This window comes from Flagellimonas sp., assembly GCF_965233845.1.
Classification (GTDB): domain Bacteria; phylum Bacteroidota; class Bacteroidia; order Flavobacteriales; family Flavobacteriaceae; genus Flagellimonas.
Genome location: NZ_OZ247584.1, coordinates 2,576,064 through 2,600,651, shown reverse-complemented (window position 1 = coordinate 2,600,651; position 24,588 = coordinate 2,576,064). Strand labels below are relative to the sequence as shown.

Genomic DNA, 24,588 nt, shown 5'->3' with positions numbered 1-24,588 from the left:
AATTAATAGTATGATCCGCTTCCTTTCGTTTTTTTTGTGCTCAATCGCCCTCATCGCATGCAAATCAAAGCAAGAATCCACACCAAGCTCAGAAAGTCCTGATGCAAATGCCAACCCCATTTTTAGAATTGCTTTTGGTTCCTGTAACAAACAAGATATGGACAACCCTTTTTGGGGCGATATCTTGGACTTAGACCCCCAACTTTGGATTTGGGGCGGAGATAATATTTATGCGGATACTGACGATATGGGACTTTTGAAATTGATGTATGATAAACAAAACCAGGTTGAGGGATATGCTTTATTGAAGTCCAAAATTCCTGTGATTGGAACCTGGGACGATCATGATTATGGCCTAAATGATGGAGGGGAGGAGTTTACCATGAAAGATGGAAGCCAAGAACAGTTTTTAGACTTTATGGAGGTGGCTCCAGATAGTGGAAGACGGACAAGGAAGGGAATCTATGCTGCGCATACCTATGAAATTCCTGCTGGTAAAGTAAAAGTAATGGTTTTGGACACCCGCTATTTTAGAAGTAGGCTGGAGAAAGATCCAAATCCTGAAAGAAGATATATGCCCAATATAAAGGATGATGCTACCATTTTGGGGGATGCCCAATGGAAATGGCTTCAAAACGAATTGCAATCAACAGATGCAGATTTCAATTTGATTGTTACCAGCATTCAATTTTTATCCAGGGAACATGGATTTGAAGGTTGGGGCAATTTTCCAAAGGAAATTGAAAAGATGAACCAACTCATATCCAATTCCAAGGCCAAAGGAGTTATGATTTTGTCTGGTGATCGACATATATCCGAGTTTTCCAAAACCCAGTTGGAAAGCATGTCGTATCCGTTGATTGACTTTACGAGTAGTGGTCTTACCCATTCCTATTCCAATTTTGAATCAGAGCCCAACCGTTTTCGTGTGGGTTCGGTAACGTCGGTGCCCAGTTTTGGGATAATTGAGTTAAACCTAGTGACCCGGGAGGCCAAGCTTAGAATAATGGGTGAAAATGGTTTGGTACATCAAGAAATAAAACAGCAGTATTAAATCTTGCCCGTTGGTTGAAAAAGCGTAAGTTTGCGCAAAATTTTAGAAAATAATGGGAAATAGAACGTTTACCATGATCAAGCCAGATGCCGTTGAAAATGGGCATATTGGTGCTATATTGGAAAAGATTACCGGGGCTGGCTTCAAAATTGTGGCCATGAAATACACCCAGTTGAGCAAAAGAGATGCGCAAGAATTTTACGCAATCCATAAAGAACGACCTTTCTTTGGAGAATTGGTGGAATTCATGACTCGCGGGCCAATTGTTGCCGCAATTTTGGAAAAGGATAATGCTGTGGATGATTTTCGTGCGTTGATTGGGGCGACCAATCCGGCAGAAGCTGCAGAGGGAACTATCCGTAAATTGTATGCAACCAGTATTGGTGAAAATGCCGTTCATGGTTCGGATAGTGATGAAAATGCAGCTATTGAAGGCGCTTTTCACTTTTCAGGAAGAGAAGTATTCTAAATAGCAGAACGATTATACATGGAAAGCCACTCTTTTTGGGTGGCTTTTTTAGTTGGAAAAAAGAAGAAGTTCCTCCTTTTTTCCCGGGGGCATCACCGTACCTACTTCCATAAGTCCAATTTTAAGAAGAAGATTTCTGGATTTAATATTGGATGGGGTGGTGATACCTAGAATAGATTTCAACTTTAGATTTTGCTTGGCATGTTCCATCAAGGCTGCGCAAGCTTCAAAAGTGTATCCAAATCCTTCAAAAGCTGGCAGGGTGGCAAACCCAATATCCGGATGGTCTAAATAATCACGTTGCAAGAACCCACAGAGACCAATAGGAATCAAGGATTCCTTCAAAATTACTACGTAAAGCCCAAAACCGTGATGGTTGTAAGAGTGCCGTAAACTCATTTCTATATAGTTTATGGCCTGTTTTTCGGTCTTTACCCCTCTGTCCCCAATAAACTCCAACCAGTTGGGACTGTTGAGCAGTTGCAGGATGAATTCGGAATCCGCTGGTTCTGCTTCCTGAATTCGCAATCTTTCCGATTCTACAATTGTTATCATGGATTAGGCAATGATTGCTATTTAACGCAGCACCAATTTTTTGACCAATTCTTTGCCCAGCTCCTCATTGAGCATTGTAATGATCTTGGATTTTCCCAAGCTCAGTTCTTCCCGCAACACGGAGGAGGACAAGGAAACATAAAGGGTTTCGTTTCTTAGTTCTACAGCAGTGGTGTAATTGTTCACCCCATTGCCCATGAGCTTTGCCCAGGCATCCCTGGCATCCACTTTGTCCATGCCTTTTTGAAGCCTGTTTTCCTTGATAAATTCGCTCAAGGCATCCCGAAGGGGCAAATGTGAGTTTTGTCTTTTAGCCATTATTTGGGAATGGATATGGGTTGAAATCGCTTATACGCATATTGTACGCCCTCCTCGTCACGGACGGTAAACGAGAGCGAATCCAATTGGATTAGGGTTTCCTGTCTTTCATCCAGATCATGTTTATAACTGAGGACAAAATACTCCTGACTTTGGATGACTTCAAAAGCTTCCGTTTGATTGGATGTTTGGTAACTTCCATCAAACTTGGGCTGCATTTTTTTTCGATAGCCTTGGGTGCCCTCCAATTGAATGAAATCAATGGTAGGATTGATTCCGTAATCCTTCTGTTCACCATCTGGAAACATCACACTGTTGATTTCCCAATAGCCATTCAAATGCAGAAGTTCTTCCTTGGTAATTGCTGATTCAGCGCATCCCAAGCAAATCAAACCCAATAAAAACAGGATTGGCCACCTCATGTTACAAGGTAAAAATTTTATAGCTCTGCCGAATGTTTTTAACTACATTTTCAGTTCGTTGTGCATGCGTATCACTAATGAACAATTGTCCAAAACTCTCCTTATCTACCAGAGAAACTATTTGGGAAACCCGATGTTCGTCCAACTTGTCAAAAATGTCATCCAAAAGCAGAATAGGTGTCGTTCCAGCTTGCTCCTTTATAAAATGGAATTGAGCCAGTTTTAAGGCAATGAGGAAGGATTTTTGCTGACCTTGGCTCCCAAATTTCTTGATCGGATGCCCCGCAATGGTGAACTGTAGGTCGTCTTTATGAATGCCCACACTGGTGTATTGCAAAACCCGGTCTTTCTCTACCGCTCCTTCCAGCAATTCCAGAAGACTTTTATCACTCAATTGGCTTTCATAGGACAAATTGATTTGTTCGTCCTTTTCTGAAATATGGGCATACTGTTCCTTAAAAATGGGTAGAAATGATGTAATAAAGGCCAATCTTTTTTCATGGATGTTGGTTCCCAACTCGTTAAGTTGACCGTTGTAGATGGATAAGGTGTCGGGATCAAAGGTGTTGTTGGCCACAAAATACTTGAGCAAGGAATTCCGCTGCACCAAAACCTTGTTGTATTTGATCAGGTCTTGCAGATATTGCTTGTCCGATTGCGATATGACCCCATCCATGAATTTCCGTCGGGTATCGCTACCCTCTATGATTAAATCCCGGTCCGAAGGCGAGATGATTACCAAGGGTAAAAACCCAATGTGTTCCGAAAATTTCTCATAGGCTTTCCCATTGCGTTTTATAACCTTTTTCATTCCCCGTTTAAAGCTGCAGATGATTTTTTCTGGACGTTCATCCTTCTCAAATTCTCCTTCAATCACAAAAAAATCAGTGGCGTGTTTAATGTTTTGGGTGGATACCGGGTTAAAATAACTCTTGCCAAAAGCAAGATGATAAATGGCGTCCAGAATGTTGGTCTTTCCAACCCCGTTATCGCCTACCAAACAATTGATTACGGGGTCGAATTCCATGATTTTGGAATCGAAATTCTTGTAATTGACTAAGGATAAATGCTTTAAAAACATGAAAAGCTAGTACAATAATGTGTTTGGGGCCTTAATGGAACCCATAAAAGATTCCAAAAATAACGAATAAATTGCCTTTTGGTTTTGGATAAAAACTTTATTTTTGCGCGATTAATTTAATGAAGAATGGCAACATACAAGAAGCGAGGCTTTAAACCCAAAAATAAGGCTGAAGAAGTATCCATAGACGAAAACAGCACAACGGCAGAGGTGTTTAGCACCTTGGACCAAAGTGCTTCCAAAACCGAGGCTTGGGTACAGAAAAACCAAAATTTCATCTTGGGGGCCATTGGAGTCATTGCCATAGGAGTGTTGGGGTATTTGGGATACAACGAGTTTATCCAAAAGCCTAAGGAAGCCTCTGCTGCCAATGAGCTTTTTTATCCGCAGCAATATTTTGATCAAGCATTGGCCAATGAAACTGCCAAGGATTCTTTGTTTGGATTGGCCTTGAACGGCGCGGAAGGAAAATATGGATTTTTGGATATCATTCAGGAGTATAAGGGGACCAAAGCCGCAAACTTGGCCAAATATTCTGCGGGAATGACCTATTTGAACCTACAACAATATGACGATGCCATAACCCAATTGGAGGATTTTTCTTCTGATGATGCTGTTCTGGGTGCCATGGCCAAGGGTGGAATTGGGGATGCTTTTTCCCAATTGAACCAGAAGGAAGATGCCTTGGATTACTATGAGAAAGCCATTTCACACAGTACCAATGAGTATACCACACCTAGATTTTTGTACAAAGCGGGTGTATTGGCCTTGAATCTTGGCCAAAAAGATAAGGCCATAGGTTTCTTTGAACGAATCAAGGAGGAGTTTGAAGATTCGCAAGAAGCCAACGGCATTGACGTGCTAATTGGGTTGGCCCAAAACTAACAGCATGGCTACTGAAAACAAAAACCTTTCAGTTTACGATAAATCCAAAATCCCAAATGCGAAGTCACTTCGGTTTGGGATTGTTGTTTCGGAATGGAACGAAGCCATTACCGAAGCCCTCTTTCAAGGCGCTTATGATGCCTTAATCGATTGTGGTGCGCAGCAAGAGAACATTCTGCGTTGGAGCGTTCCAGGAAGTTTTGAATTGACTTTTGGCTGTAAAAAAATGCTCACTACGGAACAAGTAGATGCCGTAATTGCTATCGGAAGTGTCATTAGGGGAGAAACCAGCCATTTCGATTTTGTTTGTAGTGCCACGGCACAGGGAATCAAAGACCTCAATATAGCATACGATGTTCCGGTTATCTTTTGTGTGCTAACAGACGATACGCTACAACAGGCGCAGGACCGAAGTGGCGGAAAGCATGGCAACAAGGGTACAGAGGCGGCCATAGCGGCTATTCAGATGGCAGTGCTGGGAGGGTAAGAACCAAGAGTCAAGATTTCTAGAATCAAGACTCTGTCCCAAACTCCAAACTTCAATTATCAATTTTTCACTTTCAATTTTCCATTTTAGTTTAAGCACCAAACACCAAACACCAAACACCAAACACCAAGCACCAAGCACCAAGCACCAAGCATCAAAACTCAGAATCCAACTGTCAGTTCGAGCGCCGTGTCTGCCGACAGGCAGGCAGTCGAGAACGACATCAAATTCTAAACCCCAAACTCCAAACTCCAAATTCCAACAATCCAACAATCCCGTTGGCCCCGAACTTGATTCTTGAGTTTGAACTTGAACTTTGATTTTGAACTTACCAGTGATCTTTTCCCTTGTTAACATTTTTTGGCATACGCTCCAAGCCATGTTTTTCGATTTTAAGTACCTTTGAGGTTACACCGAAAAGGATGCCATGCGAAATTTTCTAAAACTTAGAAAAAACAAGACGTTTGACTACTCGCCGCGTTATTACAAGGGAGAAGGCAGTCCTTATAAAATTGAACATAAACTTGATAAATTCAGAAGTACGGCCCATACACAAAGAGGAATAAAAAACAAGGTGACTTCCGCAATGGATGATTTGAAGACGGAAGGGGACAGAAACCTAAGAATCCGATTCCTAATTATTGTAGCCGTATTAATATTGTTGTTTCTCTACATCATCGACTTTGATTTATCCATATTCCTGAATCCCTAATGGCGGACATCATTAAACTTTTACCAGACCATGTTGCCAATCAAATTGCAGCAGGGGAAGTGGTTCAACGCCCAGCTTCAGTGGTCAAGGAATTGTTGGAAAATGCCATTGATGCAGGAGCTACCTTGATCAAGTTGATCGTAAAGGATGGGGGCAAAGCACTTTTGCAAGTGGTGGACAATGGCAAAGGAATGAGCGAAACGGATGCAAGGCTTTCTTTTGAACGTCATGCCACCTCCAAGATTTCCTCTGCCCAAGATCTGTTTAACCTTCAGACCAAAGGGTTTAGGGGCGAGGCCTTGGCTTCCATCGCTGCTATTGCCCATGTGGATATGCTGACCCGTATTGATGCCATGGACGTGGGAACCCATATTAAAATAGAAGGCAGCAAAGTGGTGTCCCAAGAAGTGGTAGCTACGCCAAAAGGAACTTCCATTTCCGTTAAAAACCTCTTTTTCAACATTCCGGCCCGACGCAATTTCTTGAAATCGAATCAAGTAGAATTAAGACATATTACGGATGAATTCCATAGAGTGGCTTTGGTGCATCCCAATATCGAGTTTCATTTTTACAACAACGGTTCCGAGATTTTTAATCTTCCCATAGTCAATCACAGACAGCGGATAGCCCATGTTTTTGGAAGCAGGATGACAGAGCGATTGGTTCCTGTGGAAGAAGAGACCGAGGTGGTGAATATCTCAGGCTTTATCTGCAAACCCGAATTTGCCAAAAAGAGCAGGGGGGAGCAGTTTTTCTTTGCCAACAATCGATTTATAAAAAGTCCGTATTTACATCATGCGGTGGTCTCTGCTTTTGAGGGACTGATCAAGCCCGATGCTTTTCCAGGCTACTTTATTTATTTGGAAGTGGATCCCAAGTCCATCGATATCAATATACATCCCACCAAAACAGAAGTGAAATTTGATGATGAGCATGCCTTGTACGCCATGCTCCGCTCCACAGTAAAACATAGTTTGGGTCAGTTTAATGTGGCCCCGGTTCTGGATTTTGAGCACGATCCCAATTTGGATACGCCTTACGCCTACAAAGAAAAGGGAGCAGTATTGCCCAAAGTGACCGTGGATGCGGATTTCAACCCTTTTCAGGATAGGGTAAAGACTACTTCCGGCAAACCCGCTTTCCAAAAGCAAAGCACCAAGGGCTGGGAGAATTTGTACCAAGGATTGGACATGGAGGAGACGGGTGGATTCAGCAGTGTTGAAATCGAAACAGATACGGTAGTCCAAGGGGTCATGTATTCCGAAGATGAGATGGAGACCCAGGCGGGAACAACCTTCCAATTGCAGCGGAAATATGTGGTAAGTACCATTAAATCCGGTCTGTTGGTGGTTCATCAGAATCGGGCTCATGAACGTATCCTTTTTGAAAAATTCTTAGGCGAGATTACCGTAAAGGAAGGGGTAAGTCAGCAGTTGCTATTTCCTTTGGAACTTTCATTTTCCAAACAGGATTTAGCGGTATTGAAAGAGGTACAGGAAAGTTTATATAATGTTGGATTTGCCTTTGAGGATTTGGACCAGGAAACTGTAAAAGTGACAGGAGTACCCATAATGGTGTCCGAAAGTGGAATTGGCACGGTATTGGATCGCTTAATTGCGGATTACAAGGAGGGGTACCAGGAAGGTTCCATTTCCCAGGCCGAGTTGCTTGCCGAGGCACTTTCCCGAAATTTGGCGGTAAAGACAGGAGAAGTATTGGACCATGAATCGCAGTTGGCCTTGGTAAACAATCTTTTTGGATGTAAGGAACCCGCATTGAGTCCTAGACAAAAACAAATATATACCATCATCTCCGAAGGGGATATAGATAAAAAATTGAACTAAATGTATAGATTAACGGGGGTAGTAAAACACTTGCTAATCATTAATTTGATTTTGTTTTTGGCAACCCAATTGTATGGGGAACAGATGTATAGACTGCTAGCGCTATGGTTTCCTAGAAATGAAAATTTTCAATTTTGGCAGATTATCTCCCATATGTTTATGCATGGGAACTTTATGCATATCGGTTTTAATATGTTTGCTCTTTGGATGTTTGGTTCACCGGTAGAACAGGTTTTGGGAAAAAATAGATTTTTGTTTGTCTATTTTTCCGCTGGTTTAGGAGCTGTTCTGTTTCAACTTGCATATTACTATTTCAATTTCCTCCCTATACAAGAAAGTCTTGTAAATACAGGACTATCAAGTCAAGAAATAGCCAAGATAATGGTATCTAACACAATCACTGATGGACTTACTGAAACACAGATTGTTGCACTAAGATCCGCCTTTACTTCTTACAGGGAGATTTACTTCGCTAGTATGGTTGGTGCTTCAGGATGTATCATGGGAATTTTGGCAGCATTTGGCATGATGAACCCTGAAGCAAGGCTTATGCTTATTTTCTTACCGATACCAATAAAAGCGAAATATTTTATTCCTGGAATAATCATATTGGACATAATATCTGCAATAACAGGACAATCCTTTTTTAGTCCAAGTAATACAGCCTACATGGCACACGTTGGAGGAGCGGTTGTAGGTTTTTTGGTAATGTGGTACTGGAAAAAGAATCAGTTCAACCAAAACCGATGGGATTAAAACATGGCTAGTGGGGGACTAAAATATTATATGGCTCGGCTTAACATAGCAGAAAAACTGATTGGGATCAATGTGCTTGTGTTTATTGCTTCCGGTTTGTTGGCCGTGCTTTTTGGCGTTCCCAAGGACGCTGTACTCAATTGGTTCGAACTCCCTGAAGACATCAACGAGTTTATCACCAAGCCTTGGACCTTGGTTACTTACTCCTTTTTCCATGGAAGTTTGGGACATATTTTTTGGAATATGTTGCTGCTCTATTTTTTTGGAAAGATTTTTTTGAACCTTTTTGACAACCAAAGGTTTCTCAACGTGTACTTTCTTGGGGTCATCTTTGGGGGCTTGCTGTTTATGCTGGGGTACAACGTATTCCCTATGTTGCTGTCAACCAATGCCATTTTAATAGGGGCTTCCGCCGGGGTCTCTGCCGTTTTGATTTTTGTTTGCGCATACATTCCTTCGCGTGAAGTACGGATCATATTTTTCAATATTAAACTATGGCAATTGGCCGTTTTTGTGGTATTGAAAGATGTTATCTCCCTGTCCATGGGCAGCAATGTTGGTGGGATGCTTGCACACTTTGGAGGCATTCTGCTGGGTTATGTGTACGCCACTCAACTTTTAAAGGGAAACGATATCGGTTCCGGATTTACCAAACTCTGGAATGGGATAGCCCAACTTTTTAAACCAAGGGAAAAGAAGGGTCCGCTAAAAACAGTTTATAAAAAGAAGGCTGCAAAAAACAAGTCCAAGGTTGACTATGATAAGGCGGCACATCAAAAGAAGATAGACGACATCTTGGATAAAATAAGTAAATCTGGCTACGAGAGTTTGTCCAAGGCCGAAAAGGATTTTTTGTTCAAAGCAGGTAAAGAGGACTGATAAGCTATGGGCAAAATCGCTAAAATCTTTGGAAAGCTCTTTTTCGTTTTCAATATGTTCTTGGCATTCATGCTGCTGTTTTCCAGCTTGATTTCACTTTCTTCTTCAAAAATTTGGACCCCCTTTGCCATATTGAGTATTGCGGTTCCAGTTCTTTTCCTAATCAATGTTTTGTTTTTGGTTTACTGGCTCTTCAAGCGAAAGAAAAAGATGTGGGTTTCCTTGGTCGCTCTCATTGTTAGCTTTTTTACGTTTGGCAGTTTTTACAAGCTGGGAAGTGGGGAGGTCGTCAACTCTGGAGAAGAGCTTAGGGTGATGACATTCAATGTCTGGCGATGGAACAAGAATGGATGGATTAAGAAACCCAATATTGGAGACAGCATTATTGAGTTGATCAATAAAGAAAAACCAGATGTTTTGTGCATCCAGGAGCACACTCGCGTATGGCGAAAGAAATTGGGCCGATATCCTTACAGAACCGAGACACCATATTCCGTGGAGGGTAGAGCCACTCAAGCCATTTTCTCTGTGTTCCCAATAGTTGGAAGCGGATCCCTGGATTTGCCGGGTACAGCAAATAATATTATTTATGCTGATATTGAGCGTAACCAGGATACGATTCGGGTATACAATGTGCACTTGCAATCGTTCAGCATTGTTCCGTCATCGGATGCTTTTTCCGAGGAGAAATCCGAAAGAAATTACAAAAGATTGGTTAGGACGGTAGGTAAACAATTGGACCAAGTAAAGTTTTTCAATGAACACAAAGCGAAAAGTCCTTATAAGTCTTTGGTCTGTGGGGATTTCAACAACACGCAGTTTTCCAACGTCTACCGAACAATCAAAGGCGATATGAGCGATACCTTTTTGGAAAAGGGGAACGGTTTTGGGAGAACGTATAATTTGTTGGGTTTTCCCTTGCGTATTGATTACATCCTAGCGGATGCTTCTTTTGAGGTGTTATCCCATAAAAACTTTGACGAAAAACTGTCCGATCATTATCCCGTTGTGGCCACTCTACGACTCCAGAAAGATCATTAGGCAGTCCAACATATCTGCAATAATATGAATGATCAAGGCCAGGCCAATAAGCCTAGTGGGCCTAAAGAAGGGTAGCATGCAATACACGAGAATGGCCCAATACGAATGCAATAGGTGAAAATTGATACTGCATCGGTTTGGATCAAATATGGGGTTGGCCCATAAATGGTCAATGTCTATCGCAATTCCTGCCAAAAGAATAAGTGAGATTTTTAGTCTGTCCTTTTTAAAACACAGGAAACCTATGAGAAGGGGAACCGCGAAATGCACGCCGTAATGGATGATAAACCTAAGCATCCAAAAAATCCAATGATAGGTTCTGCAAGTAAGGAGTAGCGTTGGTGCCTTCGTTGAAAAGCAAATCCAGAATGCTCAGATTGGACAGGAAGCCGTGACGTTCACCAAACACTTGGGTGTATTCAGGAAATGGATTCGAAATAATGGGTTTTTTGGCATTCACTAGAAAACGCACGTCTTGAAACTCATTGGGGGACATTTCGAAATTTGAGGTTTGCATACTGGTGAATTCAATGCCCAAACAATCGGAAACGACCTGAATCGTGTTTAAGTTAAACTCAAATAAAGACTGTGTCTGCGTTTCAAACAGGGGTTTCAAATCGTCTTCATAAAACTCAAAAAAAGGAGAGGTTCTATATGCAGTTTCCAGGGTGCGCCAATGTTGTTTCAACCAATTGGAAGAATGGTCCAGTTGCACTTCCCGGTACTTTTGTCTTCCTTCATTCCCTCCCACATGTTTTATGGGAATATTGAGCATATGCTTGCCTTGGTCGGTGCAGATGTAGCAACGGTTTCTATAGGTTTGCTTTTGAAAGTTATCATGCGCTTCCCAAACAATATCTTTCTGGGCCAATACCGCAAAGGTGGCTATGCTTGGAAAATAAGAGGGATGTATGAGAGACTTGGACATAATGCGCTGTTGCCCTATATCAAATTAGCATATTTCTAACGTCTAACGTCTAACGTCTAACGTCTAACGTCTTAATCGGATTTCTTTTTTCTTCGTTTGTTGACAAAGTCGAGCACAAATAATCCCAACACCACTGCCACAAAATACCAGCGGTACGAAACTGGCTCCCCACTTCCACCTACGGTTGTAAAAACCCTTTCCCACCGCGGACGCCAGTTAAAAAATCCGTCTTTGAAATTGTCAAAACTCATCCATAGAAACACGGGTTTGCCCACTATATGGTTGGCAGGAACATAACCCCAGGAACGACTGTCCTCCGAGCTGTCCCTGTTATCTCCCATCATCCAATAGTAATCCTGCTTAAAGGTGTAGGAATTGGCTTCTTGGCCATTGATAAATACTTTCTGCCCAGTTACCTTGACATCATTGTTTTCGTAATCCCTGATTATCTTTTTGTAAAGGGGAATGGTGCGATGGTTGATTTCCACAGTGGACCCAGCTTCTGGAAGGTAAATGGGGCCAAAATTATCATTGTTCCAAGGATATAGATTGGGTTTTTGAGGAAACGAACCACCATATTTTCCTTTGGGCTCATTGGTCCTGACCACCGAATCTATTTCTTGGTTACTGCGGAGTTGGGCCACCATTTCATCGGTCATGTTGGCCAGTCGGGATAAAGGCCTTTCCTCGGAAAGTGATAATCTCAATTGTCTTATTACCTCTGTTGGAATTCCCTTCTCATCCGTGATGATTTCAATTTGGCCTTGTGGATTTTTGTAGGCTCCCCGAATATAAGGAGACAGGCCATTGGCTTGGGCCTCACTCAGGGAATTCGCAAAGTACTTTCTGGTATAATCAGCTGCATCTACGGCTTCCAACGCCCTTGTGGAAACACCTTTTTTGGAATAGATGGTATAGAAGTACATTACTTTGGCTCGGTCTGAAAGCTTTAGTTTGGTGCCGTTGACATGTACAAAACCATCAATCACTGCCAAGGAATCACCTGGGGTTCCCACACATCTTTTTACGTAGTTTGATTTCTTATCAATGGGTTTTTTTACCGCTTTTTCCGCTTTAAAAAACTGATATAGCGTATCCGAGGGCAGGCTAAACACTACAATATCGTTCTTCTTCACCGTATTGAAACCTGGTAAACGCATGTACGGCAATTGCAGCTTGTTGATCCATGAGGTTTTGTAGGTCTCGGGATTTACATCTGCCAGATAGGATCGCTTTCTTACCACAGGAAGCGTATCATGGACCATAGGTGCTGCAAGGGTCGTCATGGGAACACGGGCTCCATAATGAAATTTGCTCACAAAAAGGAAATCCCCGATCCGAAGGGTTCGTTCCAAAGACCCCGTAGGAATCACATAAGGCTGGATAAAATAGGTGTGCACAAAGGTGGCCGCTACAATAGCAAAGACAATGGAACTTACCCACTCACCCAAACCTGTTCTGGGTTTTAAGCTTCGATTTTCAATATAGCTTACATCCTCTGCATAGTTGATGTAATAGATATAGAATCCAAGGGTAAGAATAACGGCCCAGGTGTCCAACAGCTTGTTTTTTCCAAAGCTTCGGATTGTTTCTACCCAAACCACAGGGAACATCAATAAATTAATGATGGGAATGAAAAGCAAGGGCACCCACCACCAAGGCCTATTTATGATTTTCATGAGCACTACGCCATTATAAATGGGTATTGCCGCTTCCCAGGCTTTGCGTCCTGCTTTTACATAGAGTTTCCAAGTGCCCAAAAAATGGATGACCTGAATGATCAGAATAAAGATGATCCACTGTGTTCCGTCCATAAAAAAGTTTATTTGTGAGACTTAAAGTCTTGCTAGTTGTTACTTTGTTAAGTGAGATTTAACACATCTTTCATAGAAAAGATACCGGTTTTTCCCTGAATCCATTCTGCCGCAATTACAGCTCCCAAAGCAAATCCCTCCCGGTTGTGGGCGGTATGCTTTATTTCAATATCATCTACTGGGCTGTTGTATGAAATGGTATGTGTGCCTGGAACTTTGCCTTCCCTTTTGGAGGTTATGGGAACGATATGTTCGCCATCCTCCTCCAATTTCCAATCCGTATAATCTGTATTACCAATGATTCCTTCAGCCAAGGTTATGGCCGTTCCACTCGGAGCATCCAATTTTTGCGTATGGTGAATTTCCTCCATCGAAACTTTGTACTGATCTAGACCCTTCATCATTTTGGCCAGATATGCATTCAATTCAAAAAATACATTTACGCCCAGACTGAAATTGGAAGCATAGATGAAAGCACTTCTGTTTGTTTCACATTGAGCCACGGCTTGGTCAAACCGATCCAACCAACCGGTAGTCCCTGATATCACGGGAACCTCATGTTCAAAACAGCTGGTAATATTGCCAAAAGCGGCATCTGGAGTACTAAAATCAATGGCAACATCCATTTTTTTAAAAGGGATGTCTGTGGTATCCACATCTACTCGGGCAACAATGGTATGCCCTCTACCTTGAGCTATTTGCTCTATCATCTTGCCCATTTTACCGTAGCCGAACAATCCAATCTTCATATATCAGAATTTTATGACCAGAGCCATGCCATAATTGGGGTCGTTGGTCAGGGGGTTAAGATCCAAGTAAGGTTTAAAGTCGATAGCCAAGTTCTCGTCCACATTATACTGCTTCAAATGGGCATCTACATTGGCATCAATAATGTTTAAGGCATACATGGCAATGGTGATCAACAAGGCCAGATCCCGATCTCGTTGTGCACGTTCTTGGGCATCCTGCAGGGCTTCCAAGGAGAAATCGGGTCCTTCCCCATCCCCGGTGATGTCAAAAAACTCGTCTTCCAAGCCCACACGTCTTCTTTTAAAAGCATCTCGCGCGCGATTGTATTCTGTATTGTTAAAGGAATACACATAAATTCCAGTACCAATGGCTCCCCACACTATAGGAGCTTTCCAATATCGTTTGTTGTAAATCTGGCCCAAACCAGGTACTATGGCAGAAAAAAAGGCAGCCTTACTGGGCGCCAATGGATTTATTTTTCTCTTTTCATAGGTCACCTCCTCTATGGTAATACCTTTACCTTCAAGGTCTTGTGCCAAGGAATCAATTTCCGAGGGATGCTCTTGGGGCTGATCATCTTGGGCAAAAGAAAAGCTGACAAAAAACAGGCAAGTGCCAAAAAAAAGCAGGTTTTTAATCACCAATCAATAATTTTTTTAAACGCTGGAATTCTTCTTTGGAATGGAAAGGAATTACAATTTTCCCTTTTCCATTGGCCGAGGTACTGATGTCCACTTTGGTAGAAAGGTGGGATTTCAAGGCATCAATTCCTTTGGTTACATAATTGGGAACTTCTTGTGAACTGCTGGTTTTCTTCCCAGAATCGCCTCCATCTTTGGATTCCTTATAGGATTTGACCAAACGCTCTGTTTCCCGAACGGATAAACCATCGGACACGATTTTTTCGTAAATATTGATTTGGTCCTTTTTCTTGTCAATATTGATCAGTGCCCTTCCGTGACCCATGCTCACAAACCCATCCCGCATGCCGGTTTGAATGATGGGATGTAATTTTAGTAGCCGAAGGTAATTGGTAATGGTAGAACGTTTTTTCCCGACCCGATCACTCAACTTTTCCTGGGTCACCTGGATTTCGTCGATTAAGCGTTGGTAGGATAGTGCAATCTCGATAGGGTCCAAATCTTGGCGTTGGATATTCTCCACCAAGGCCATTTCCAAGGATTCCTGGTCATTGGCAATCCGAATATAGGCCGGAATGGTCTCCAAGCCCACCATTTTGGAGGCGCGGAAACGACGCTCCCCTGAAACCAGTTGGAATTTATTGAAATCCAACTTACGGACCGTAATAGGTTGTATAATTCCCAATTCCCGTATGGAACTGGCCAATTCTTTTAGGGTCTCATCATTGAAGTTGGAACGCGGCTGAAAGGGATTAACCTCTATGGATTCAATTTCCAGTTCAACTACATTACCAATAACCTTGTCCGCATTTTTATCGGAAACGGATTGAATGTCATTCTCCGGATCCTTCAATAGAGCGGACAGGCCTCTTCCCAAAGCCTGCTTTTTGGTTGCTTTCGCCATTTAAACTTTCTCCTTGTTTTTCTTCAATATCTCATTGGCCAAGTTCAAGTAATTGGTTGCACCCTTGCTACTCGCATCGTATTTGATGATGCTTTCACCATAGCTTGGGGCTTCACTTAGCCTAACGTTTCTTTGGATAATGGTGTCAAAAACCATATCCGCAAAGTGTTTCTTTACTTCCTCAACTACTTGGTTGGAAAGTCTTAATCGAGAGTCATACATGGTTAGGAGCATGCCCTCTATATCCAAGTCGTTGTTGTGTATTTTTTGTACGCTTTTTACCGTGTTCAATAGCTTTCCAAGTCCTTCCAAGGCAAAATATTCACATTGGATGGGAATCATTACGGAATCAGCTGCCGTAAGTGCATTAAGCGTTAACAATCCCAAAGATGGAGCGCAGTCTATGAGTACAAAATCGTATCGGTCACCCAAACCTTGAAGGGCTTCCTTCAACATATACTCCCTATTGTCCTTGTCCACCAATTCAATTTCGATGGCCACAAGGTCTATGTGTGCTGGAATCAAGTCCACATTTGGGGAATCCGTTTGGACAATTACATCATCCACACCAAGGGTGTGCTCCAATAACTGATATGTTCCCTGTTCAACCCCATCAACATCAATTCCCAAGCCTGAGGTGGCATTGGCCTGAGGGTCTGCATCAATCAACAACACCTTTTTTTCCAGTACACCAAGTGAGGCTGCAAGGTTTACTGTAGTGGTTGTTTTTCCAACACCGCCCTTCTGATTTGCAATAGCAATTATCTTGCCCATTTCATAGTAAGTTAGGTGCTAAAAATACGATTATTTAAGACGCTAAAAAATGTATTTTGTTAACAGAGGGTGAATAACCTTAACATCTTGCGTTAAAGAAAGTTAAAGTTTTAATTGCTAATAAGTTAAGGGGTATTATCCTATTAAAATCTTTAGGATTTCAATAGCGGCATCGCTGATTTTGGTACCGGGTCCAAACACGGCTACGGCCCCATGTTTCATTAGGTGGTCGTAATCTTGTTTGGGGATAACACCACCCACGATGACCATAATGTCTTCCCTACCATGATTTTTAAGTTCTTTGACCACCTCAGGCACCAAGGTCTTATGGCCTCCTGCCAAGGAGGAAATCCCTAGTACATGGACATCATTTTCAACGGCCTGTTTGGCAACTTCGGCGGGTGTTTGGAAGAGGGGTCCAATATCCACATCAAAGCCAAGGTCTGCATAACCTGTTGCCACCACTTTGGCTCCACGATCATGGCCATCCTGCCCCATTTTGGCCACCATAATTCTAGGTCTACGACCTTCTTCCAAGGCAAAGTCATCGGCCATTTGCTTGGCCCGCTCAAAGCTTTCGTCGTTTTTGATTTCTTTGGAATACACTCCGGTAAAGGATTGGATTTTTGCTCGATATCGCCCAAAGGCCTTTTCCATGGCATCACTAATTTCTCCCAAGGTGGCCCTTGCTTTGGCAGCTTCTACGGCTAAAGCTAGCAAATTTTCACGATCACTTTCATTTTGCATGGCTTTTTCCGATGCCATAGAAATACGCTCTAGAGCCAGTTTTACCTCTTCTTCTTTACGTGTTGACCTTAGTTGATCCAATTGGGCAAGCTGTTGTTTTCTTACCTTATCATTGTCCACTTCCAAAATTTGGAGGTCATCCTCATTCTCGAGCTGATATTTGTTCACTCCGATGATGACATCCTGTCCGCTATCTATTCGGGCTTGTTTTTTGGCAGCTGCTTCCTCGATCCGCATTTTGGGTATCCCTGCTTCTATAGCCTTGGTCATTCCGCCTAATTTTTCCACTTCCTGTATCAGTTCCCAAGCTTCGTTTGCTATTTCACTGGTCAGGTTTTCAACCACATGACTTCCGGCCCAGGGATCTACGGTTTTGGTGATATGTGTTTCCTGCTGCAGATATATCTGGGTATTTCTGGCAATCCTTGCCGAAAAATCCGTGGGTAATGCTATGGCTTCATCCAGGGCATTGGTATGTAGGCTTTGTGTGCCTCCAAACGCTGCCGCCATGCCCTCAATGGTGGTGCGTGCCACATTGTTGAAGGGATCTTGCTCGGTCAAACTCCAGCCACTGGTCTGACTATGGGTTCGAAGCATCAAGGATTTTTCATTTTTCGGATTGAAATCCTTGACCAGTTTGGCCCAGAGCATGCGTCCTGCCCGCATTTTGGCGATTTCCGTGAAATGGTTCATCCCAATCCCCCAGAAAAAAGACAGTCGCGGGGCAAAATCATCGATTTTTAACCCAGCCTTTATTCCGGTTCTGATATACTCAATACCATCGGACAAGGTGTACGCCAACTCCATGGCTGCGGGTGCTCCCGCCTCGTGCATATGGTACCCGGAAATACTAATACTGTTAAATCGGGGCATGTTTTGACTGGTGAACTCAAAAATATCGGCCACCAATTGCATGGATGGAGCAGGAGGGTAGATATAAGTGTTCCGCACCATGAACTCCTTGAGGATGTCATTTTGTATGGTCCCGGAAAGCTGCTCCATGGATACCCCCTGTTCCAATGCAGCGACAATATAAAATGCCATAATTGGAATAACCGCTCCGTTCATGGTCATGGATACCGACATTTTATCCAAGGGAATTCCATCAAAAAGCACCTTCATATCCTCAACGCTGTCAATGGCAACTCCTGCTTTGCCCACATCGCCTACCACACGCTCGTTATCGCTATCGTAACCGCGGTGGGTGGGGAGGTCAAACGCAACCGAAAGCCCTTTCTGACCTGCTTCCAAATTCCTTCTATAAAACGCGTTACTTTCCTCAGCTGTGGAGAATCCAGCGTATTGGCGAATGGTCCATGGTCTACGTACGTACATGGTAGAATACGGCCCCCGAAGAAAGGGAGGGATGCCTGCGGCAAAATTAAAATGCTGTTGGGCAGTGATATTGGTATTTGGATGTCCTACATCCACCAATTCAAGTTGTGAAACGTCCTTTCTACTCATCGTCCAATCGTTTTATTTCCATCTGTTCCGCTAGCCGCCTTGCTATGATTGGCTCAATCAACGTCTTTCGGGCATGGGTTTTTACAAAGGGGTAGAGCTCCATATCATCCTTCATTCGGTCTTGGGGATTTTGGAATTTATTGGTTCCCAAAAGCACGATGTTCCCGTCGTTGAACAAGCCTTGTTCCTTCTCGGCACTTTCCTTGATCTTTCGCTGTATGTTGCCCTTTTTTAGTTCGCTTAAAAATCCCCCAGCACTTTCTAGTTGTTTAAACAATACCAAGGCTTTTTCTGCCAACTGTTGGGTAAGCGACTCAACATAATAGGAGCCGCTTGCTGCTTTGGCCCCATTACCAAAATAGCTTTCATCCTTTAAAAGCAAGAGTTGGTTCCTAGCTATTCTGTCCCCAAATTCATTGTCCTTATGATAAATGACATCGTAAGCTTGGTTATGTACGGTATCTGCGCCACCCAAGACAGCAGACATGCATTCGGATGTGCTACGAAGCATATTTACATTGTAATCGTATAGGGTTTTATTACGTTGGGTGGGAAATGCCAAAATATGGCAATCCGATGTTATGTCGTAGGTTTTGGCCAGCGTCCGCCACAACCAACGGAGGGCTCTAAGCTTGGCAATTTCGAAGAAGTAGTTGCTTCCTACTGAAGCTTTAAAAGTGATGGGAAATGTCTCCTTCGATGACGTTGAAGCGCTATTGAAAAAATGATTGAGATACTCGTTGGCATGGGCAAGACCATAGGCCAATTGCTGCACCATGTTTGCCCCAGAATTTTGATAATGGGAAATGTCTACACTTAAAACACTAAAGTTGTCAAAGGAGGATACCATTGCACAGACCTCTTCCAGTAGTTGGTGGTCCTTTTCCAAGTTTTGGTACCAATTTCCAGTTTTTCCCAAATGGCCAATGAGATCTAAGTGGAAGAAGACCGAGGTGGATTTGCCCTTCAGAAATTCCAGGAACTCTTGTATGATATTTTTATCAAGGGTTTCAAAGTTTAAGTGCAGCGGATATTTTGATAAATCAATGCCTTGAAACAAAGTGGCTATATCCAAATCCTGATCTGGAATGGTGAAAACCAGGCTTTCGGCGCCACGTTCCAGGCTGTCTATCGCTTTTGTGTTGGCCAGGGAAAAATTTCCAGCATATATGGGCTGCCCAACCTTCCATTCCGAAGACCCTTTTTGCTGAAATGATTTTAGACTTTCTACATCTTCAGAATGGTAATAAGGTTTAACCTTGATACCCTCCAAAGATTCCCAAACCAAAGTTTCATTATAATCTGCTCCCTTTAGGTCATACTGGATTTTTTGCTTCCATTGTTTGGAAGACACCTGAGGGAATTCATCAAATAAACTTGGGTTATTCATTTTTTTTGGTCTTAAGACTATCCTCGTATTCAATAAGAAAAATCTCCTCGTTTTCCTTCTTCATATAATATTTTTCACGAGCAAATTTCTCTAGTTCTTCTTGGTCGGAAAGTTTGTCTAGAATGAGCTTGTCATGTTCAATTTCCCCTTCCAAAAACTCCTTTTGTTTTTCCAACTTTTTTATTTCCTGGTTCAATTCCCGATGAATGAGCAAGGAATTGGCATCAAAGAAAATCATCCAGATGGCAAATGCTGTCAGGACCAGAACATAAATGTTCCGCATAAATTTGAACCACTTCTTGTTGAACAGATCACGAATCAGCATATCAGCCCAATCTTTCATTAATAATGGTACGAACCATATCTACCGCTACCGTATTATAGTGGTTATTGGGGATGATGATATCCGCAAACTCCTTCGAAGGTTCTATAAACTGTTGGTGCATGGGTTTTACAGCCGTCTGGTAACGGGTCAGAACCTTGTCCAGATCATGACCTCGTTCCCTAATATCTCGTTGTAACCTTCGAATCAGACGCTCATCGGAATCGGCATGCACGTATATTTTGATGTCAAACATTTCACGCAACAACGGATTGCTCAATACCAAAATACCTTCCACGATCATCACCTTTCTGGGATGGGTTAAAATGGTATCTTCCAAACGGGTTTCCTCCACAAACGAATAAATGGGCTTATGGATGGATTTACCTTCTCTTAGTTGCTGCAAGTGGGAAATCAACAATTCAAAATCTATGGAGTTGGGATGGTCAAAGTTGATTTGACCGCGTTCTTTCTTGGTTAAATGGGAGAGGTCATTATAATAGGAATCCTGCGAAATAACACCCACTTCATTATCGGGTAGTTCCTCAACTATTTGATTGACCACTGTGGTTTTACCACAACCGGTGCCCCCGGCAATTCCCAAGATCAGCATAATGATAATTTTAACCCCAAAAGTAAGCATTTGATACATTTTTCAAGCCGCCATTGCAACTGCATAGTTAGGTTCTTTTTGCCATTCCATGAATGATTATTGTCATGATTCCAGAAAGGAATTAACCATAGCTTTGCCCTGGAATACTGCTTTAACCTTATATTTATATTGACAACCCATGAGCACATTCTTTATGGACAATTCCTTTACAGTCAAGGTCGATGGAGACCTTGAATTTCAGTTATCCAAAGATGAAATTTCTTCTATGGATTCCCTAAAAACGGGGGATGGCGCTTTTCATATTTTGAAGGATGGCATCTCTTATCATATTGAGATTCCCAAGGCCAATGGGAATCAGCGACTGTATACCGTCAAGGTGAACGGTACCGAGTATCAAGCGGAAATTCAGACCCCGCTGGACAAGCTTATCCAAAAAATGGGATTTGCTTCCAACGGTGCCAAAAGTATCAACTCCATAGCTGCTCCCATGCCTGGATTGATTTTGGATATTTCGATTGAAGAAGGCCAGGAAGTGGCTGAAGATGACCAGTTGATAGTTTTGGAAGCCATGAAAATGGAAAACATTATTACTTCACCACGAAAAGGGGTCATCAAAAAAATTGCCGTTGAAGTTGGGGATGCTGTAGAGAAACAACAATTGCTTGTAGAATTTGAATAAGTCTTGATATGAAAAAAATACTAGTTGCCAATAGGGGCGAGATTGCCCTTAGGGTAATGCGAACCGCCAAAAAAATGGGAATACGCACCGTGGCCGTCTTTTCTACAGTCGATAGAAATGCGCCCCATGTGAGGTTTGCTGATGAGGCCGTCTGCATTGGGGAAGCACCTTCCAACCAATCCTATTTGTTGGGGGATAAAATCATTGCTATGGCCAAAGAGCGCGGTGTGGATGGCATACACCCTGGATACGGATTCCTAAGTGAAAATGCGGATTTTGCAGAGACTGTGGAACAAAACGGAATTACGTTTATCGGCCCTAAATCGAAGGCTATACGCATCATGGGAAGCAAACTAGCGGCCAAGGAAGCAGTCAAGGCTTACAATATTCCTATGGTTCCAGGCATTGATGAAGCCATTACAGATGTGGCAAAGGCCCAGGAAATTGCCAATGAAATTGGATACCCCGTTCTGATCAAGGCTTCTGCAGGTGGGGGAGGTAAAGGAATGCGTATCATAGAAAAGGAAGAAGATTTGAAATCGGGAATGGAAAGGGCCATTAGTGAGGCTACGTCTGCTTTTGGCGACGGTTCTGTTTTTGTGGAGAAATATGTTACTTCCCCGCGCCATATCGAAATTCAGGTGATGGCGGATACCCAGGGGAATGTACTGCATTTTTTTGAACGGGAATGTAGTATTCAAAGGCGACACCAAAAGGTGGTAGAAGAGGCCCCTTCGTCCATTTTAACCCAAGAACTTCGGGAAGCCATGGGCGTGGCGGCTACCAAAGTGGCTAAAGCTTGCGATTATGTTGGCGCCGGTACCGTAGAGTTTTTAATGGATGCCGACCTTAATTTCTATTTCCTGGAAATGAACACCCGATTGCAAGTGGAGCATCCCGTTACGGAGCTTATTTCGGGAGTTGACCTTGTAGAGTTGCAGATAAAAGTAGCTAGGGGAGAAGCATTGCCAATGAAACAGGAGGATTTGAAAATTCAGGGGCATGCTATGGAACTAAGGGTTTATGCCGAAGACCCCCTAAACGATTTCTTACCCAGTGTGGGAACCTTGGAAACCTATCAATTACCGGTTGGTGAGGGCATTCGGGTAGACAACGGTTTTGAGGAAGGTATGGACATTCCCATTTACTACGACCCCATGCTTTCCAAGTTGATTACCTACGGTAAAACCAGGGAGGAGTCCATTGAACTAATGTTGGAGGCCATACGGGACTACAAAGTCAAAGGAGTGCAAACCACCTTACCTTTTGGAGCCTTTGTTATGGAGCATGAGGCGTTCCGTTCTGGGAATTTTGACACCCATTTTGTAAAGGATCATTATTCGCCCAAACTGATTTTGGAACGAAAATCCAAAGAAGCAGAAATGGCTGCGATAATGGCTTTACGCCAATTTCTAGATGATCAAAAAATTGTTCAACTACCTACAAACTAAAGCATATGGATTCCAAAATAAAAACGCTAAACGAAAAGCTGGCCGAAGCCCATTTAGGCGGTGGGGAAAAACGTATCGAAAAACAACATCAAAAGAAAAAACTAACCGCTAGGGAACGTATCCACTACTTACTTGACGAAGGCTCTTTTGAGGAGATGGGCATTTTGGTGACGCATCGGACCACAGATTTTGGCATGGACAAGGAGCAATATTATGGCGATGGGGTAGTTACTGGCTATGGAACCATTCATGGCAGACTGGTCTATGTATATGCCCAGGATTTTACGGTTTTTGGTGGGGCCTTATCGGAGACCCATGCGGAGAAAATCTGTAAGGTGATGGATTTGGCAATGAAGGTAGGTGCACCCATTATCGGGTTGAACGATTCAGGGGGTGCAAGAATCCAGGAAGGGGTTCGGTCGTTGGGAGGCTATGCGGATATTTTCTACAGAAATGTTCAGGCTTCTGGGGTTATCCCCCAAATTTCGGCTGTGATGGGTCCTTGTGCGGGAGGTGCAGTGTATTCTCCCGCCATGACGGATTTCATTGTGATGGTGGAAGAAACCAGCTATATGTTTGTAACTGGGCCAAACGTGGTCAAAACCGTGACCAATGAAGAGGTAACCTCGGAAGAATTGGGAGGTGCCACTACCCATGCGGTTAAATCGGGGGTGGCACATAAAACATCGTCCAATGATGCTTCCTGCTTGGATGATATCCGGAAACTGTTGGAGTATCTGCCCCAAAACAATAAGGAAACCACAAGGAAGTTGGATTATGAGTTGGGAGAAGAAGTACGGGAAGAACTTTCGAACATTGTTCCGGACAACCCCAACAAGCCTTATGATATGCACGATGTGATCCATGGTATTATTGACCACGATTCGTTCTATGAAATCCATAAGGATTATGCGGAGAATATGATTGTTGGTTTTGCCAGATTAGGGGGCAGGAGTATTGGAATTATTGCCAATCAACCTATGTTTTTGGCAGGGGTTCTTGGTGTAAAAAGCTCTCGGAAGGCTGCTCGGTTTACCCGTTTTTGTGATGCTTTCAATATTCCATTGCTGGTTTTAGTGGATGTTCCTGGATTTTTACCGGGGACGGATCAGGAATGGTCGGGAATTATCATGCACGGTGCCAAGCTTCTTTATGCGTTGAGCGAGGCTACCGTACCTCGGGTTACCGTAATTACCCGTAAGGCCTACGGCGGTGCCTATGATGTGATGAACTCCAAACACATCGGAGCTGATTTTAACTTTGCATGGCCTACTGCCGAAATTGCGGTAATGGGTGCCAAGGGGGCCAGTGAGATAATCTTTAGGAGGGAAATAGCTGCAGCTGATGACCCTGAGGCAAAATTAAAGGAGAAAGAAGCGGAATATGCGGAGAAGTTTGCGAACCCTTACAGAGCGGCACGCCGAGGATTCATTGATGAAATAATCCTGCCCAAAAACACCAGAAGAAAATTGTTGAAGGCTTATGCAATGCTTGAAAAAAAGGAGGTGACTGCCCCAAAAAAGAAGCATGGTAATATTCCATTGTAAGTCAAAGACTTTTCTATTGATTTTGTAAAAAAAGCTGTCCTTTTTTGATATAAATTTTGGT

Annotated in this window: 27 protein-coding genes; 12 read left to right on the top strand and 15 right to left on the bottom strand. The window is 42.9% G+C overall.

Going from position 1 to position 24,588, the window contains the following annotated elements; translation table 11 throughout:
• The first annotated feature begins 10 nt into the window (after nt 1–10).
• Nucleotides 11–1,054: an alkaline phosphatase D family protein gene (locus ACO6S0_RS11385; protein ID WP_422348502.1), complete on the top strand. Its 1,044-nt coding sequence runs from the start codon at nt 11–13 to the stop codon at nt 1,052–1,054.
• 49 nt (nt 1,055–1,103) lie between these two features.
• Nucleotides 1,104–1,523 (top strand): nucleoside-diphosphate kinase, encoded by a 420-nt coding sequence (locus ACO6S0_RS11380; RefSeq protein WP_420402240.1) that lies wholly within the window; start codon nt 1,104–1,106, stop codon nt 1,521–1,523.
• 48 nt (nt 1,524–1,571) lie between these two features.
• Here ACO6S0_RS11380 and ACO6S0_RS11375 read toward each other — a convergent pair whose 3' ends face one another.
• The 4 genes from ACO6S0_RS11375 to recF are packed head-to-tail and all read right to left on the bottom strand — an operon-like array spanning nt 1,572 to nt 3,899.
• Nucleotides 1,572–2,078, bottom strand: coding sequence for a GNAT family N-acetyltransferase (locus ACO6S0_RS11375; RefSeq protein ID WP_422348501.1), 507 nt, complete (start codon nt 2,076–2,078; stop codon nt 1,572–1,574).
• 21 nt (nt 2,079–2,099) lie between these two features.
• Nucleotides 2,100–2,396, bottom strand: a complete 297-nt coding sequence (locus tag ACO6S0_RS11370; protein ID WP_422348500.1) for a DUF721 domain-containing protein — start codon at nt 2,394–2,396, stop codon at nt 2,100–2,102.
• Nucleotides 2,396–2,818 (bottom strand): hypothetical protein, encoded by a 423-nt coding sequence (locus ACO6S0_RS11365; protein ID WP_422348499.1) that lies wholly within the window; start codon nt 2,816–2,818, stop codon nt 2,396–2,398. Before ACO6S0_RS11365 ends, ACO6S0_RS11370 begins: the two co-directional genes overlap by 1 nt.
• 1 nt (nt 2,819) lies before the next feature.
• Nucleotides 2,820–3,899 carry a DNA replication/repair protein RecF gene (recF, locus tag ACO6S0_RS11360; protein WP_422348498.1) on the bottom strand — a complete coding sequence of 360 codons (1,080 nt, stop codon included), beginning with the start codon at nt 3,897–3,899 and terminating at the stop codon, nt 2,820–2,822.
• A 126-nt stretch (nt 3,900–4,025) separates the two neighbouring features.
• Here recF and ACO6S0_RS11355 point away from each other — a divergent pair, with 126 nt between their 5' ends.
• The 7 genes from ACO6S0_RS11355 (at nt 4,026) to ACO6S0_RS11325 (ending at nt 10,503) form a co-directional block, all read left to right on the top strand.
• Nucleotides 4,026–4,784 carry a tetratricopeptide repeat protein gene (locus ACO6S0_RS11355; protein ID WP_422348497.1) on the top strand — a complete coding sequence of 253 codons (759 nt, stop codon included), beginning with the start codon at nt 4,026–4,028 and terminating at the stop codon, nt 4,782–4,784.
• Between the two features lie 4 nt (nt 4,785–4,788).
• Nucleotides 4,789–5,271, top strand: a complete 483-nt coding sequence (gene ribH, locus ACO6S0_RS11350) for a 6,7-dimethyl-8-ribityllumazine synthase (RefSeq protein WP_422348496.1) — start codon at nt 4,789–4,791, stop codon at nt 5,269–5,271.
• Nucleotides 5,272–5,698: 427 nt separating this feature from the next.
• On the top strand, nt 5,699–5,983 hold the full coding sequence (locus ACO6S0_RS11345) for a riboflavin synthase subunit beta (protein ID WP_422348495.1): 285 nt from the start codon (nt 5,699–5,701) through the stop codon (nt 5,981–5,983).
• Entirely contained in the window at nt 5,983–7,827 is a 1,845-nt protein-coding gene (gene mutL, locus ACO6S0_RS11340) for a DNA mismatch repair endonuclease MutL (RefSeq protein ID WP_422348494.1), read from the top strand. The genes ACO6S0_RS11345 and mutL overlap by 1 nt, the downstream gene beginning before the upstream one ends.
• A complete protein-coding gene (locus tag ACO6S0_RS11335) occupies nt 7,828–8,583 on the top strand; it encodes a rhomboid family intramembrane serine protease (protein WP_422348493.1) in 756 nt (251 codons plus the stop codon).
• 3 nt (nt 8,584–8,586) lie between these two features.
• On the top strand, nt 8,587–9,462 hold the full coding sequence (locus tag ACO6S0_RS11330) for a rhomboid family intramembrane serine protease (protein ID WP_422348492.1): 876 nt from the start codon (nt 8,587–8,589) through the stop codon (nt 9,460–9,462).
• A 6-nt stretch (nt 9,463–9,468) separates the two neighbouring features.
• Entirely contained in the window at nt 9,469–10,503 is a 1,035-nt protein-coding gene (locus ACO6S0_RS11325) for an endonuclease/exonuclease/phosphatase family protein (RefSeq protein WP_422348491.1), read from the top strand.
• Here the strand turns inward: ACO6S0_RS11325 and ACO6S0_RS11320 are convergent.
• From ACO6S0_RS11320 to udk, 11 genes are all read right to left on the bottom strand, one after another.
• Nucleotides 10,480–10,800 carry a DUF6122 family protein gene (locus tag ACO6S0_RS11320; protein WP_422348490.1) on the bottom strand — a complete coding sequence of 107 codons (321 nt, stop codon included), beginning with the start codon at nt 10,798–10,800 and terminating at the stop codon, nt 10,480–10,482. The two genes, ACO6S0_RS11325 and ACO6S0_RS11320, sit on opposite strands and share 24 nt — an antisense overlap.
• Entirely contained in the window at nt 10,793–11,431 is a 639-nt protein-coding gene (locus tag ACO6S0_RS11315; protein ID WP_422348489.1) for a WbqC family protein, read from the bottom strand. Before ACO6S0_RS11315 ends, ACO6S0_RS11320 begins: the two co-directional genes overlap by 8 nt.
• A 71-nt stretch (nt 11,432–11,502) precedes the next feature.
• Nucleotides 11,503–13,245: a signal peptidase I gene (gene lepB, locus ACO6S0_RS11310; RefSeq protein WP_422348488.1), complete on the bottom strand. Its 1,743-nt coding sequence runs from the start codon at nt 13,243–13,245 to the stop codon at nt 11,503–11,505.
• A 47-nt stretch (nt 13,246–13,292) separates the two neighbouring features.
• Complete coding sequence (gene dapB, locus ACO6S0_RS11305) at nt 13,293–13,994, bottom strand: 4-hydroxy-tetrahydrodipicolinate reductase (RefSeq protein WP_422348487.1); 702 nt, start codon at nt 13,992–13,994, stop codon at nt 13,293–13,295.
• A 3-nt stretch (nt 13,995–13,997) separates the two neighbouring features.
• A complete protein-coding gene (locus ACO6S0_RS11300; RefSeq protein WP_422348486.1) occupies nt 13,998–14,636 on the bottom strand; it encodes a DUF5683 domain-containing protein in 639 nt (212 codons plus the stop codon).
• On the bottom strand, nt 14,629–15,540 hold the full coding sequence (locus ACO6S0_RS11295; RefSeq protein WP_422348485.1) for a ParB/RepB/Spo0J family partition protein: 912 nt from the start codon (nt 15,538–15,540) through the stop codon (nt 14,629–14,631). The genes ACO6S0_RS11300 and ACO6S0_RS11295 overlap by 8 nt, the downstream gene beginning before the upstream one ends.
• Nucleotides 15,541–16,314: a ParA family protein gene (locus tag ACO6S0_RS11290; protein ID WP_422348484.1), complete on the bottom strand. Its 774-nt coding sequence runs from the start codon at nt 16,312–16,314 to the stop codon at nt 15,541–15,543.
• Nucleotides 16,315–16,449: 135 nt separating this feature from the next.
• Nucleotides 16,450–18,525: a methylmalonyl-CoA mutase gene (gene scpA / locus ACO6S0_RS11285; protein WP_422348483.1), complete on the bottom strand. Its 2,076-nt coding sequence runs from the start codon at nt 18,523–18,525 to the stop codon at nt 16,450–16,452.
• On the bottom strand, nt 18,518–19,915 hold the full coding sequence (locus ACO6S0_RS11280) for a methylmalonyl-CoA mutase subunit beta (RefSeq protein ID WP_422348482.1): 1,398 nt from the start codon (nt 19,913–19,915) through the stop codon (nt 18,518–18,520). The genes scpA and ACO6S0_RS11280 overlap by 8 nt, the downstream gene beginning before the upstream one ends.
• Entirely contained in the window at nt 19,908–20,258 is a 351-nt protein-coding gene (locus ACO6S0_RS11275) for an FtsB family cell division protein (protein ID WP_422348481.1), read from the bottom strand. The genes ACO6S0_RS11280 and ACO6S0_RS11275 overlap by 8 nt, the downstream gene beginning before the upstream one ends.
• Nucleotides 20,242–20,850: a uridine kinase gene (gene udk, locus ACO6S0_RS11270; protein WP_420400230.1), complete on the bottom strand. Its 609-nt coding sequence runs from the start codon at nt 20,848–20,850 to the stop codon at nt 20,242–20,244. Before udk ends, ACO6S0_RS11275 begins: the two co-directional genes overlap by 17 nt.
• 178 nt (nt 20,851–21,028) lie before the next feature.
• On the opposite strand from udk, the gene ACO6S0_RS11265 reads away from it, so the two are divergent.
• Genes ACO6S0_RS11265 through ACO6S0_RS11255 form a run of 3 tightly spaced genes read left to right on the top strand, consistent with a single transcriptional unit; the run spans nt 21,029 to nt 24,527 of the window.
• Nucleotides 21,029–21,529, top strand: coding sequence for an acetyl-CoA carboxylase biotin carboxyl carrier protein subunit (locus ACO6S0_RS11265; protein ID WP_422348480.1), 501 nt, complete (start codon nt 21,029–21,031; stop codon nt 21,527–21,529).
• 8 nt (nt 21,530–21,537) lie between these two features.
• Nucleotides 21,538–22,980 carry an acetyl-CoA carboxylase biotin carboxylase subunit gene (gene accC, locus ACO6S0_RS11260; RefSeq protein WP_422348479.1) on the top strand — a complete coding sequence of 481 codons (1,443 nt, stop codon included), beginning with the start codon at nt 21,538–21,540 and terminating at the stop codon, nt 22,978–22,980.
• Between the two features lie 5 nt (nt 22,981–22,985).
• A complete protein-coding gene (locus ACO6S0_RS11255; RefSeq protein ID WP_422348478.1) occupies nt 22,986–24,527 on the top strand; it encodes an acyl-CoA carboxylase subunit beta in 1,542 nt (513 codons plus the stop codon).
• The last annotated feature ends 61 nt before the right edge of the window (nt 24,528–24,588 follow it).

What these genes read in the sequence shown, in the direction of transcription:
- ACO6S0_RS11385 (WP_422348502.1), top strand. Translation starts at nt 11, where the DNA reads ATGATCCGCTTCCTTTCGTTTTTTTTGTGCTCAATCGCCCTCATCGCA.
- ACO6S0_RS11375 (WP_422348501.1), bottom strand. Translation starts at nt 2,078, where the DNA reads ATGATAACAATTGTAGAATCGGAAAGATTGCGAATTCAGGAAGCAGAA.
- ACO6S0_RS11370 (WP_422348500.1), bottom strand. Translation starts at nt 2,396, where the DNA reads ATGGCTAAAAGACAAAACTCACATTTGCCCCTTCGGGATGCCTTGAGC.
- ACO6S0_RS11365 (WP_422348499.1), bottom strand. Translation starts at nt 2,818, where the DNA reads ATGAGGTGGCCAATCCTGTTTTTATTGGGTTTGATTTGCTTGGGATGC.
- recF (WP_422348498.1), bottom strand. Translation starts at nt 3,899, where the DNA reads ATGTTTTTAAAGCATTTATCCTTAGTCAATTACAAGAATTTCGATTCC.
- ACO6S0_RS11355 (WP_422348497.1), top strand. Translation starts at nt 4,026, where the DNA reads ATGGCAACATACAAGAAGCGAGGCTTTAAACCCAAAAATAAGGCTGAA.
- ribH (WP_422348496.1), top strand. Translation starts at nt 4,789, where the DNA reads ATGGCTACTGAAAACAAAAACCTTTCAGTTTACGATAAATCCAAAATC.
- ACO6S0_RS11345 (WP_422348495.1), top strand. Translation starts at nt 5,699, where the DNA reads ATGCGAAATTTTCTAAAACTTAGAAAAAACAAGACGTTTGACTACTCG.
- mutL (WP_422348494.1), top strand. Translation starts at nt 5,983, where the DNA reads ATGGCGGACATCATTAAACTTTTACCAGACCATGTTGCCAATCAAATT.
- ACO6S0_RS11335 (WP_422348493.1), top strand. Translation starts at nt 7,828, where the DNA reads ATGTATAGATTAACGGGGGTAGTAAAACACTTGCTAATCATTAATTTG.
- ACO6S0_RS11330 (WP_422348492.1), top strand. Translation starts at nt 8,587, where the DNA reads ATGGCTAGTGGGGGACTAAAATATTATATGGCTCGGCTTAACATAGCA.
- ACO6S0_RS11325 (WP_422348491.1), top strand. Translation starts at nt 9,469, where the DNA reads ATGGGCAAAATCGCTAAAATCTTTGGAAAGCTCTTTTTCGTTTTCAAT.
- ACO6S0_RS11320 (WP_422348490.1), bottom strand. Translation starts at nt 10,800, where the DNA reads ATGCTTAGGTTTATCATCCATTACGGCGTGCATTTCGCGGTTCCCCTT.
- ACO6S0_RS11315 (WP_422348489.1), bottom strand. Translation starts at nt 11,431, where the DNA reads ATGTCCAAGTCTCTCATACATCCCTCTTATTTTCCAAGCATAGCCACC.
- lepB (WP_422348488.1), bottom strand. Translation starts at nt 13,245, where the DNA reads ATGGACGGAACACAGTGGATCATCTTTATTCTGATCATTCAGGTCATC.
- dapB (WP_422348487.1), bottom strand. Translation starts at nt 13,994, where the DNA reads ATGAAGATTGGATTGTTCGGCTACGGTAAAATGGGCAAGATGATAGAG.
- ACO6S0_RS11295 (WP_422348485.1), bottom strand. Translation starts at nt 15,540, where the DNA reads ATGGCGAAAGCAACCAAAAAGCAGGCTTTGGGAAGAGGCCTGTCCGCT.
- ACO6S0_RS11290 (WP_422348484.1), bottom strand. Translation starts at nt 16,314, where the DNA reads ATGGGCAAGATAATTGCTATTGCAAATCAGAAGGGCGGTGTTGGAAAA.
- scpA (WP_422348483.1), bottom strand. Translation starts at nt 18,525, where the DNA reads ATGAGTAGAAAGGACGTTTCACAACTTGAATTGGTGGATGTAGGACAT.
- ACO6S0_RS11280 (WP_422348482.1), bottom strand. Translation starts at nt 19,915, where the DNA reads ATGAATAACCCAAGTTTATTTGATGAATTCCCTCAGGTGTCTTCCAAA.
- ACO6S0_RS11275 (WP_422348481.1), bottom strand. Translation starts at nt 20,258, where the DNA reads ATGAAAGATTGGGCTGATATGCTGATTCGTGATCTGTTCAACAAGAAG.
- udk (WP_420400230.1), bottom strand. Translation starts at nt 20,850, where the DNA reads ATGCTGATCTTGGGAATTGCCGGGGGCACCGGTTGTGGTAAAACCACA.
- ACO6S0_RS11265 (WP_422348480.1), top strand. Translation starts at nt 21,029, where the DNA reads ATGAGCACATTCTTTATGGACAATTCCTTTACAGTCAAGGTCGATGGA.
- accC (WP_422348479.1), top strand. Translation starts at nt 21,538, where the DNA reads ATGAAAAAAATACTAGTTGCCAATAGGGGCGAGATTGCCCTTAGGGTA.
- ACO6S0_RS11255 (WP_422348478.1), top strand. Translation starts at nt 22,986, where the DNA reads ATGGATTCCAAAATAAAAACGCTAAACGAAAAGCTGGCCGAAGCCCAT.